This is a genomic window from Brevundimonas sp. FV1ye7S (genome assembly GCF_058680995.1).
Window position 1 is genome coordinate 523,060 of the sequence record NZ_CM178726.1, and the last position, 11,757, is coordinate 534,816.

Here is an 11,757-nt window from a genome sequence, read left to right on the forward strand (position 1 = left end):
TCTCCGGACGGCGCGCCTTTTTTTGCTCAGTGGTCGTCGAGGAAGGCGGCGGTCCAGACCAGAGGCGCGTTCCAGTTGATTGCGACTTCGTTCAGGGCGTAGGCGCGGATGTCGTCGACCCAGCAGGTCTGGGCCCGGCAACGTCCGATGAGGGTCTTGGCGACCTCGTCCGTCATGGACTGGTTGTTAGGGCCGCCTGACAGGGCGCCCGCAGGCGGCGCCGGATAGGCGGGATCGGCCGCATGCGCCCAGAACCTGTGATGCGGGTTCTGCAGCGGCCGGGCTCCGTACCCGCTGACATAGGATTGATCGAGGGGGTTGCGCCCCAGGACATAATCGAGCGCCTGGATGACGCCGTTGCGGTAGTTCCAGTCGCCGGTGAAGTCGAAGGCGAGGCCCAGGACGACGGTGCGGCTCAGGATGGCGCCGTTGGAACCCCAGGGATAATCGGCCCCGCCGAAAGGCACGCCATAGCCTGACTGCCAGCCTTCCTCGACATAGGCCCGCGCGCTCGCCGCCAGATTGGCTCGAACCCTGACGCGGTCCTCCTCGGGCAGGGGGGAGGGGACCAGGGCCAGGGTCATGGATCCCAGGCTGGCGACGGAAGACCAGCTGGGATCGCCCGTGGCGGTCGAGCCAGACCGGGGAGCGCCCAGGTAATAGGGCGAGGTCTTCAGGGCGGTGAGATAGGCGGCGGCGCCGGTCGAGGCGTAAAGTTCCGCCGTGGCCCAGTAGAACTCGTCCGATACATCCTCGTCGCCATAGCCGCCGCCGCCCGGGAAGCGATCCTGCGCGAAGACCGACCTGTTGCGCAGCGCGGCCCGATAGGCGCGCTGCGATGCGGTCGCGCAGCGTCGAGCGAATCCAAGATCGATCGAGCGCCAGATCCGGGCGCACTGTGCGCTGACCGCCGCGAGATTGAGGGTGGCGGCCGTGCTGGGCGGATAGAGGAGGCGGCGTTCCCGGTCGTCGGCAGGCGCGGTCGGCAGCGCCGTCCAGGACGCGTCGTGGACCTTGTGGTGGGCCATGCCCCCGGCGTCGATCTCGGTCAGCTGAAGCGGATGATCGCGCCGTTGCGGGCCGACAGGGACCATCGCCCTGGTTCCTTCCGGTATCTGCATCCTCAGCAGGAACTCGATCTCGTAACGCGCCTCGTCGAGCAGATCGTCGACGCCGTTGCCTGCTTCCGGAATATTCGCCCTTCCGTCCGCGAAGGCGACCGCGCCCTGGCCGCCCTTGACCTGCGCTCTCTCATAGGCGTTCAGCAGCATCCACACGGCTATGCCGCCGTTCACCACATATTTTCCGTGATCCCCGGCGTCGTACCAACCGCCTTTGACGTCGAGGCTGTAGTCGCACCCGGGCCACGCCGTGCCCAACTGGTCTGTTCCGGAAAAGCAGGTGGCGGTCTCCGTCTCATGTCCGGCCGGCCGAGCGAGATCGGGGCGGGCGACATGCTTGACGTCGATCGGGACGCCGGCGCGGTTCTGATAGAAATAGGAGAGGGCGTCGTATTGCAGCGACCGGTACGGATGATCGGAGATCGCGAACGGCCGGCTTTCGTGATCGCCTACGACAAGTCGGTAGGCGGATCCGGGCGTGCGGATGTCGGAAAAGAGGACGGTGTGGACGTGCTCGCCGGATGCGGCGTCCTCTCCGAAGACACTGGTCCGGCCTTCGGCGACCTGTCGGCCGGCTTCGTCCAGCACACGCCAGTCAAGCGGCTGGCGCGAAGGATTCGGCACGGTCGCCATCTTGGGGCCGTGGGTTTCGAAGCCCGCCTGATTCAATCGAATGACGTTGAGGTTTTGAGCCGTCGCAGTCGCGGGGGGCAAGCAGGCAAGCGCGGCGGCCGCCGCTAACAGACGCGTTTTGGATGTCATGGTTTCCTCCGAGGCGAGCGGCTCGATCCGCTCCGCATTAGAGCGGCGAGTCTATCACTTGACAGCGCTGTCACAACGGGGGTGTTGTCGCGGCCTTCCGGTCGGGCCATCGTGCCGGACCTCAAGATGCGGCGCGTTTGCGCCTGAAACGAGCGGGCGATGACGACTGCAATCCCATCCGCAACAGCCGTACGACGGGTCGTGATCGTTGGCGGCGGAACAGCCGGTTGGATGACGGCGGCGGCGCTCGCGCGGCTAGTGGCGCCTTCGGGCGTCCAGATCACCCTGGTGGAGTCCGAGGCGATCGGGACGGTCGGCGTCGGGGAGTCCACCTTGCCGCACATCCGCGCCTTTAACGAACGCCTAGGCATCGACGAAGCGGCGTTCATGAAGGCCACGAGGGCGACGTTCAAACTGGGCATCCAGTTCGAGAATTGGGGCCAGATAGGGGGCAGCTACATCCACCCCTTCGGCGACTATGGCGCGCCGGGCGGGGAGGCGCCTTTTCATCACTACTGGCTGCGGGGACGCGAGCTGGGGGACGTCGGGCCGATCGACGACTATTCGCTGCCGGTCGTGGCGGCGCGGGAGGGTCGGTTCGCCCCGCCGTCCGATGATCCCCGCTCGCTGTTGTCGACGTACCGCTACGCCTATCAGTTCGACGCCACCCTGTACGCCCGTTTCCTGCGGGGCATGGCCGAGACGGAGGGCGTGCGCCGGATCGAGGGGCGCATCCAGAATGTGGCGCAGGACGGCGAGAGCGGGGCGATCACCAAGGTGACGCTGGATGATGGACGTCAGATCGAGGGCGACCTGTTCGTCGACTGTTCCGGATTCCGGGCGCTGCTGATCGAACAGACATTGAAGGCCGGTTTTACTGACTGGTCGCACTGGCTGCCGTGCGATCGGGCGGTGGCCCTGCCGTGCGAGAGTGATCAGCCGACCGTCCCCTATACCCGCGCCACGGCGCTGGAAGCGGGCTGGCAGTTCCGCATTCCGCTGCAGCACCGGGTCGGCAACGGCTATGTCTATTCGAGCGCCTTCATCGACGATGCTGCGGCGCTGGATCGACTGGTCGGACGCCTTGAGGGCAAGCCGCTCAAGGCGCCGAACGTCCTGAAGTTCACGGCGGGTCAGAGGACGCGGAACTGGGCGGCCAACTGCGTCTCCGTGGGACTATCCTCGGGTTTTATCGAACCGCTGGAATCGACCAGCATCTATCTGATCCAGATCGCCATCACCAAGCTGATCGAACTCTGGCCAACCGCCGTGATCGACCCGGCGACGGAGGCGGAGTTCAATCGCCAGATGGATCTCGAATACATCCGGATCCGCGATTTCATAATCCTGCACTATTGCGCGACCGCCCGGAACGACACGCCCTTCTGGGATTATGTCCGCACCATGCCGCTGCCGGATACGCTCTCGGAGAAGATCGAGCTATTCCGCGCGCGCGGGATCGTTCAAGATTATCGAGAAGGTCTGTTCCTGCATCCGAGCTGGGTCGCGGTCTATCTGGGGCAGGACATCCTGCCTCGACGCCATCACCCGCTCGTCGACGCAGTGAGCGCGACCCAACTGATGTCGAGCCTGGAGCGGCTGCGCAGGATGGTGCGCGAAGCGTCGTCCAGGCTTCCCTCTCAGGACGACTATATTGCCCGATATTGCGCGCACCTGCCCCTCTAGATCGGTCTCCCGTCCGCGGGGGGCGTCCCGGATGACTTGAGAGGCGGTCGTCTCCGCTGAAGACCCGTCCGGCCTCCAACGGACACAGCGCCTCCGTCGGAACGGGCGTAGGAAATCCGCCCGCCCGTGGTGTTCCCATTGCCCTGTCGGAAGGAAGGGATTGCCGGTATGGGTCGATCCTGTGCTCGATCATGCACGGGCTGTGTCTCTGTCGTCACTCTGGGCAATATTATTGCTTGCGGGTGTTGAAATCGGCGAATTCAGCAGAACGCCGTTGGTGCTGCCAGTTTGGTGCAAGCTTGGCGACGTAACCATGACGGTGTTGCAACGTGCTGCGGAATTTCTGCCGGTCACTGAACACCGCGTCATTCCTTTCACCGTGCAACGGAGGTGGAAATTGCGCCGGCATAGCCGGCAGGGGGAGAGACTTATGACAAGGACGATGAGCACTTCGATGTTGGCTTTGATGCTCTGTGCATCGGCCGGCGGCGCCTGGGCGCAATCGGCGGCGCCGCAAAAGACGGATGAGGAACGCGCGCGCGCCGAGCAGGCGGCCATCGACACCGCCGGCGAGGCCGCCGTCGTGGACTCGGTCGAGGTTACGGGCAGCCGACTGGGGAGCGGGGATCCGACCTCGCGCGTCATCGTCATCTCCAAGGAGGAGATTCAGGCGCGCGGCGTGACCAGCGTCGAGCAGTTGATCCGGACCCTGCCGCAGAACGTCGCCACCATCGGCGCGATCACCAATGAGCGGGCGCGGGGTCCGCTGTCCAATCGCGACAAGGTCAGTGTCTCCCAGATCGGCTCGCTCGGCGTGTCGGCGGCGAACCTTGGCGGCATGGGTGCGGGCAACACCCTGATCCTGGTCAATGGTCGACGGGTCGCGGGCGCCGCCGGCATCGAGGACGGGTTCGCCAATCTGAACGGGATTCCGCTCAGCGCCGTCGAGCGCGTGGAAATCTCGTTCGGCGGGGCCTCGGCTGTCTACGGCGCTGACGCCATCGGCGGCGTCATCAACTTCATCCTGCGCAAGGACTTCGTCGGATCGACGCTGACGGTCCAGCACGAGGTGTCGAGCAATGACGCCGACAACAGCCGCATCAGTCTGTTCTCCGGCTATTCCTGGGGCTCGGGAAACATCTCGGGAACGCTGGACTTCAGTCGCCGCAAACCGGTCAACAACCACAAGAGCGGATTCGTCACCGAAAACTACTCCAGCTATTATGGCGGAGATACCGCCTTCGATACGCGGTCCTTCAGTCGGGGACTGCAGCCCGGCGTTATTGACCGCGGTTACTATGCGTTCGAACCCCCCACCTACGACGCCCGCTATGTCGCTCAGGGCCTCACCGTGCGACCCGGCTTCGTCGGCCGCCCGAGTCTGACCGACCTCATCACTGTCGGCGCGGAAGCCTTGCCTGATTTCGTGCCCGAGTTCGCCGGACCGGAGTCGGAAAGCACCAGCGCTACGCTGAACTTCGAGCAGAAGATCACGGACAAGCTGACGTTCTTCGGGGATGCGCTCTACACGCGTTCCGAGAGCGAACAGGACATTCGCTATTCGGAGGGGCTGAGAGTTCAGCTGGCGCCGGGGCAGGCCTATAATCCATTCCCCGCCTATCCGTTCGACAGGTTCACCCCGGGGCCGATCGTCGCCTACAATCCTCAGGCGGAGGTCGAGGCTGGACAACTGCCGTCCGGGCGGATTTCGAACACCGCGACCCAGTGGAACATCAATGCTGGCCTGAGCTACCAGTTCAACGCGGACACCAAGATCGAGCTTCTCTATTCGCGATCCGAGGCCGAGACCTCCGGTCAGAGCCCGAACCTGGGTTCAGTCGTGGATTTCCAAGCGGATGCGACCTCGCCGAACGGGGTGAAGTGCTACAATCGCGATCTGGCGGAAAATCGCGTCACCGGCGCCGACCGCGACTATCTTCAAGGCGTGTTTGATCGCCAGTGCCTGGCCCTGACCAGCAGCGATCCGACCCTCGCCTTCAATCCATGGAAGTCTACCGCCGACGGCGGCGGGTCCAGCGCCGCTGACTTCTATTATATCCCGGTGAGGGAGGCGCGCACGTCTGGCACCCAGAACTGGGAAGCACGTATGAACGGCGTCCTGTGGACGCTGCCGGCCGGCAAGCTGTTCTATGCGGTCGGCGCCGAGATGACGGCCGACGACACCGACAGTCAGGAAGTGCGGATTCGCACCGTCAATCCGGTCACCCGAGATCGACATGCCTATTTCGCCGAGTTGAGGGTTCCGATCTTCGGCGAGAACTTCAACTACACCGGTATGCGATCGCTTCTGCTCAGCCTCGCCGCCCGTCGTGACAGCTATACGACAGAAGGACCGATCGGGACGGTGAACAACGTGCCGTATTCGCTGGGCGGAGAACTGCTCTACGATTCCAGCACCTTCGCCAACACCACGCCGGCCGTCGGCCTGCGTTGGGAGCCTTTCGAGGGCCTGGCCGTGCGCGCGCGCTGGACGGAAGGTTTCCAGGCGCCGCCCTATACCCAGCTGTTCAATCCGGTCGCGACACGCAACACGACGACCATCTCCAACGACCCGCTGTACAAGTGCACGACGGACTGTTCGCGGCCTGGAAGCTATGTGGTGCCGCTGGTCGTTACGTCGAACCCGGACCTTGAGCCTCAGAAATCCACCCAGGTGAGCTATGGCCTGACGTGGCGTCCGCAGGGGATGCTGGACGGATTGACGTTCGATGTTGCGTATAATTCGACCAAGATCGACAGCGAATATGCGAACCCGAGGGACCTCCAGACCTTCCTGCGTCAGGATGAAATCCTTCGCCTGACGCAATTCTATCCGCGCGACGCCAACGGAAAGATCATCGAGGCGCGCCAGATGACATTCAACATCGTCGGGTCGGAGTATGAGTCGATCAACTACGAACTGAGTTATCTGTGGAACACGAAATGGGGGACGTTCGAACCCAAGATCAATGTGCTCGACAACATCAAGGCGGAACGTCAGGCCTTCACCGAACGCGAGCCGCTGTCCGCCTTGGGCCTTCTGCAGGGAACGGACGACTACAAGGTGGTGGGGTCGCTCGGCTGGTATTATCACGACTTCAACGCGTCTCTCTGGGCCTATTACACGCCTGAATACACCAACGACTACGACATCTTCCGCGCGGCTGGCGTCAACCAGGAGGAAGACCGTCTGATCCCGGTCGATGACATGCTGATCATGGATCTGACGGCGGCCTGGCGGATCAACAACGACATTCGTCTGAACTTCGCCGGCCGGAATATTCTGGACGAAGCTCCGCCGTTCGTCGTGGTTCAGGGTCGTCCATACGATACGGCGCGCTACAATGCGGCGGGTCGAACCTTCTCCCTCGAACTTCAGTATTCGTTCTGAAGGGGTCGGGGCGCGTCACGACGCGACGCGCCCCGACGCTGGCGCCCATGCCGTCAGGTTCGCTAAAGGAGAAGCGTGCGGCATTGCCGACGGGGTCGACGCCTTCGATCCAGCGAGGTGTTTCTGATGCGTCTGTTGTTGGTCGAAGACGATGCGGATGTCGCCGAGACCCTCGTCATCTACCTGGAACGCCAGGGGTTCGTCGTCGATGTCGCGCCGTCCCTGGCCATTGCGCGCAGCGCCGTGGACGCCAATGAATTCGATCTGGTCTTGCTGGATCGGGGACTGCCGGATGGCGACGGCGTCTCGCTGATCGCCTATTCCGCCCATCGCAACCGGCGTCAGCGCTACATCATCCTCACGGCCATGGCGACGCCGGACCATCGGGTCGAAGGCCTGGAGTCCGGCGCCGACGACTATATCGCCAAGCCGTTCGAGCCCCGCGAGCTTCTGGCCCGAATCCGCATCGCCCTGCGCCGCTCTCTCGAGGTTCGGCGCGAGACCCGTCAGTTCGGACCGCTGCTGTATGATCTCGAGAGCGGCGTCTTCTTCATCGACGAGGCTCCGCTGACGTTGCGCCGGACGGAGGCCCTGGTGCTCGAGGCGCTCATGGCCCGACCCGGCGCGGTGATCCAGCGCGAGACGCTGGAGGCGCGGGTCTACGGCTACGACAAGGTCGTCAACGCCAACTCGCTCGAGTCGCAGATTTCAAGGCTGCGCACCAATCTGGCGCGGCGCACGGACCGGGTGCGTATCCGTGCGGTGAGGGGGCTGGGCTATTGTCTGGCCGACGAAGGCTGACGCCGCGTCATTCGAAAGCCTGCCAGACTGGTGCAAGCCTTATGTGTCATACCCTGTCTGACTGAATCTAAGTGTGCGGATTTTCAATGGTTTCGACTGACGACGTAGAACTGGCCCGCCAGAGCGCGGCCGCGTTCAAGGAAACCTTCATCAAGATCCGCGCCGAGGTCGGGCGGATGATCGTGGGGCAGGCCGACGTCGTCGACGGCGTGCTGACGGCGCTGATGGCCGGCGGCCACGTCCTGCTCGAAGGCGTGCCGGGATTGGGCAAGACCATGCTGGTCTCCTCGATCAGTCGGGCCATCGACCTGCCGTTCTCGCGTATCCAGTTCACGCCCGACATGATGCCCGCCGACATCGTCGGCACCACCGTTCTGACCGAAGCCGAGGGCGGCGGCCATGAACTGACCTTCCAGCAGGGGCCGATCGTCTCGAACCTGGTCCTGGCCGACGAGATCAACCGCGCGACGCCCAAGACCCAGTCCGCGCTTCTGGAGGTGATGCAGGAACGACAGGTGACGGTGGGCCGCCGCACCATCAAGATGCCCGAACCGTTCTGCGTCATGGCGACCCAGAACCCGGTGGACCAGGAAGGCACCTATCCGCTGCCGGAGGCCCAGCTGGACCGTTTCCTGTTCAAGCTGGTGGTCGGCTATCCTTCAGAGGCCGATTATCACGCCATCATCGACCGCACGACGAGCGGCCACGACGTGGTGCTGAACGCCGTCACCAACGCCGAGACCCTGCAGCATATGCGCGCGGTCGTGCGGCAGGTCCCGGTGACCGAGGCGGCCAAGGCCTACGCCATTCGTCTGGTCATGGGGACCCAGCCGGGCAGCGACTATGCGCCGGACAGCATCAACCGCAGTGTGGCGCTGGGCGCCTCGCCGCGCGGCGTGCAAAGCCTGATGCTGGCCGCCAAGGTCCAGGCCCTGCTGGACGACCGTTTCGCGGTCTCGACCAATGATGTGGCGGCTGTGGTCATGCCGGTGCTGCGCCACCGCCTGGTGCTGAACTACCACGCCCAGGCCAACGCCCTTTCGGCCGACGATCTCCTGGGAGACGTTCTGGCCCATGTGAAGCGGCCCTACGCGACGGACTAGTCCCCAATCTGGGCCGTTTGCGAGGGTGCTTGAGGGCGCCGCGGGATCCTGCATGGCCCGCGGCGCCCTTTTCTGTTTCCGGCGCGCGCTTAGCGGACCTTGTGGCCGTAGATGTCCCAGACCTCGACAGGGCCGAAGTTCAGCGCGCGGACGGGGGCTTCGATCCTGGAGAGATCGCCCACCACCACCCAGGTCAGGCGCGTCGGATCGTAGGTCGTGCGCGACACGGCCTGAACCTGATCCAGCGACACCGCCGCCAACCGCGCGCCGGACGTGGCCGCGCGGTCATAGGGCTGGCCATAGGCGGCGGCGCCTGTGATCGCCGAGAGGAAGGCGGCGTTGCCGGCGAAGGCCGAGGGCAGGGCCCGCATGCGCGAGGTGCGGGCCCGCTCCAGCTCTTCGAGAGTCGCGGGCCGGTCGGCGACATAGTCGGCGATCTCTCTGCGGACCTCCCTCATGGCGTCGGCGGTGCGGTCAGTCTCGACCGTGCCTGACGCCGTGAAGGTGCGCGGTCCTACCGGCGTGTCCGCGACGCCGCCGGTGAAGCCATAGGTCCAGCCCTTCTCTTCTCGCAGATTCATGTTCAGGCGGCTGTTGAAGGCTGCGCCCAGGATTCCATCCGCAAGATCGCCGGCGGCCGCCTGGTCCGCGTCGAACGCGGTCGTGAGCTCGCCGACCGTCAGACTGGTCTGGGCCGCGCCGGGGGCGTCCACCAGAATGATGCGGCCCGGCGTCGCGGTCGCCGCCCCTCGCTCTTTCACAGGCGTCGGCGTGACGCGGCGCCAGTCGCCGAAGTGGGCCTGGGCCAGGGCCTTGGCGTGGTCGATCGTGATGTCGCCGACCAGATAGAGGGTCGCGTTGTTCGGCCCGATCTCGCGATCGTGGAAGGCCTGGATCGCGTCGCGCGATATGGCGTTGGCGTCCTCGCGCGTGCCGATCCGCCCCAGAGGATGGTCCTCGCCCCAGATCGCCCGCCCATAGACGGGGCCGGCCGACTGCAGGGGATTGCGTTCATAGGCGTCGAACTGCGGCCCGACTCGCTCCAGCGCCTTGTCGATCTCCGCCTGGGGATAGGTGGGATGGCGCACCATCTCCGAGGCGAAGCTGAAACCGTCGTCGAGACGGCTGCTCAGCATGGTCCACATCACAGCGCTTTCACGCGCCTGGGCGGCGGCGGCGATGTTGACGCCGGCCCTCGTCGCCTGGCGCTTGAGCTGTTCGGCGTCGTAGCGGCGCGTGCCGCTGGTCAGCATGGCGAAGGCGCGGCTCGCCGTGCCTCGTCCATAGGCGTCCTCCGCCAGAGAGCCGGTCGAGAACTGCAGGCTGGCGCTGACGATGGGCAGAGTGGGGCGATGGGCGACGACGATCTTCAAGCCGTTGGCGAGAACCGCTTCCGAGACGCTGGGGAAGGCGATCGCCGCGTCCGCGGGGCCGGGATCGGGCATGCGGGTCGGGTCCGCCAGGCCCGTCGGCGCCGCGGCCGGAACGGGCGTGGGAAGCTGGACGAGTTCATAATAGGGGCGCGACAGGGCGGCCTGGATCAACTGCGTCACGGCCCTGGCGTCGACGTCGCCGATCCATTCCCGCTGCTTCAGGAAATAGACCGGGTCGTCGTGGGTGACGGCGCCGCTGGCCAGCCAGGCGCCGATCGCGGCGCTGCTTTCCATCGTCTGCAACAGCGAGATGTCGCTCGCCGTGACGATCTCTTCCAGGCGGTCCCTGTCAGGGCCGGTCTGGAAAAACTTCGCCAGTTCGCGATCGATGGCCGCATTGGCGGCCTCGGGCGTCACGCCCGGCTTCAGGGCGACCGAGAGATTGAAGGCGCTGGTCAGCTGGCTCTCGCTGACGCCAGCCGACACGCCGTCGGCGATCTTGAGATTCTCGACCAGCGCGTCATGGAGCGGCGTGCCTCGCCCCCGCGCCATCGCCTTGGCGGCGAGTTGAAGCATCGTGTTGTCGCGTGGCGATCCGTTGTTCAACGGCCAGGTGCGGGAGATTACGGCGGCCGGGAGGTTCTCGTAGACGATGTCGCGTCGGATGTCCGCAAACGAGGGCGTCCAGCGGTCGGGGCGGCTGATCGGCTCGCCCTGGCGGACGCCGCCGAAATAGAAGGCCGTCTTCTCACGCGCCGTCTGGACATCGATGTCGCCGGACAGGACGAGCACCGCGTTCGATGCGCCGTAGTGGGCGTCGAACCAGGCCTTGACGTCCTCCAGGGTCGCGGCGTCGATGTCCTCCATGGAGCCGATGGTCGTGTGGCCATAGGGATGGCCGGCCGGATAATAGCCCTTCAGGAACTGGGCTTCCGCCGAACGGCCGGGGCCGAGTTCATTCTGGCGCTTCTCGTTCTTGACCACGGCCCGCTGTTCGTCGAGCAGGGCCTGGGTCATGCCGTCCGTCAGGTGGCCCATGCGGTCGGCTTCCATCCAGAGCGCCCGGTCGAGGGCGTTGGCAGGCACCGTCTGGAAGTAGTTGGTGTAGTCGGCGGTGGTGCTGCCGTTGATGCCGGTGGCGCCGACGGCCTCCAGCGGGGGGAAGTACTCCGTCGGCCGATTGACCGTCGGCTGGAACATCAGGTGTTCGAACAGATGGGCGAAGCCCGTCTTGCCGACAGGCTCGTCCTTGGACCCGACCTTGTACCAGACGCCGACGAAGATCGTGGGAACGGTGTGGTCGGTATAGACCAGGGTCGTCAGGCCGTTGGGCAGGGTGAAGGTTTCGTAGGGGATGCGGACCTGGCCCAATTCCGGCCTTGCCTGCGCCAAAGCGAGGTTCGAGGCGCCGCAGGTCAGAAGGACAGCCAGAACGGCGCCGACGATAGGTTTTCCGAAGGTCGTCAAGGTCGGTCCTCACAAGCCGATGTCGCTTGTCGCCCACCAATCACATGAAGCTT

At 65.0% G+C, this 11,757-nt stretch carries 6 protein-coding genes; 4 read left to right on the forward strand and 2 right to left on the reverse strand.

The window, feature by feature from the left end; translation table 11 throughout:
* Positions 1-26: 26 nt before the first annotated feature.
* Positions 27-1,754, reverse strand: coding sequence for a glycoside hydrolase family 9 protein (locus tag ACW18C_RS02510; RefSeq protein WP_492072640.1), 1,728 nt, complete (start codon positions 1,752-1,754; stop codon positions 27-29).
* A 360-nt stretch (positions 1,755-2,114) separates the two neighbouring features.
* On the opposite strand from ACW18C_RS02510, the gene ACW18C_RS02515 reads away from it, so the two are divergent.
* From ACW18C_RS02515 to ACW18C_RS02530, 4 genes are all read left to right on the forward strand, one after another.
* On the forward strand, positions 2,115-3,569 hold the full coding sequence (locus tag ACW18C_RS02515) for a tryptophan halogenase family protein (RefSeq protein ID WP_492073959.1): 1,455 nt from the start codon (positions 2,115-2,117) through the stop codon (positions 3,567-3,569).
* Positions 3,570-4,011: 442 nt separating this feature from the next.
* On the forward strand, positions 4,012-6,960 hold the full coding sequence (locus ACW18C_RS02520; RefSeq protein ID WP_492072642.1) for a TonB-dependent receptor domain-containing protein: 2,949 nt from the start codon (positions 4,012-4,014) through the stop codon (positions 6,958-6,960).
* A 126-nt stretch (positions 6,961-7,086) separates the two neighbouring features.
* Positions 7,087-7,761: a response regulator transcription factor gene (locus ACW18C_RS02525; protein WP_008262845.1), complete on the forward strand. Its 675-nt coding sequence runs from the start codon at positions 7,087-7,089 to the stop codon at positions 7,759-7,761.
* Positions 7,762-7,847: 86 nt separating this feature from the next.
* Positions 7,848-8,864, forward strand: a complete 1,017-nt coding sequence (locus ACW18C_RS02530; protein WP_035306791.1) for an AAA family ATPase — start codon at positions 7,848-7,850, stop codon at positions 8,862-8,864.
* A gap of 89 nt (positions 8,865-8,953) precedes the next feature.
* Here the strand turns inward: ACW18C_RS02530 and ACW18C_RS02535 are convergent, their stop codons facing one another.
* Positions 8,954-11,704, reverse strand: a complete 2,751-nt coding sequence (locus ACW18C_RS02535) for a M16 family metallopeptidase (protein ID WP_492072645.1) — start codon at positions 11,702-11,704, stop codon at positions 8,954-8,956.
* Positions 11,705-11,757: the final 53 nt, after the last annotated feature.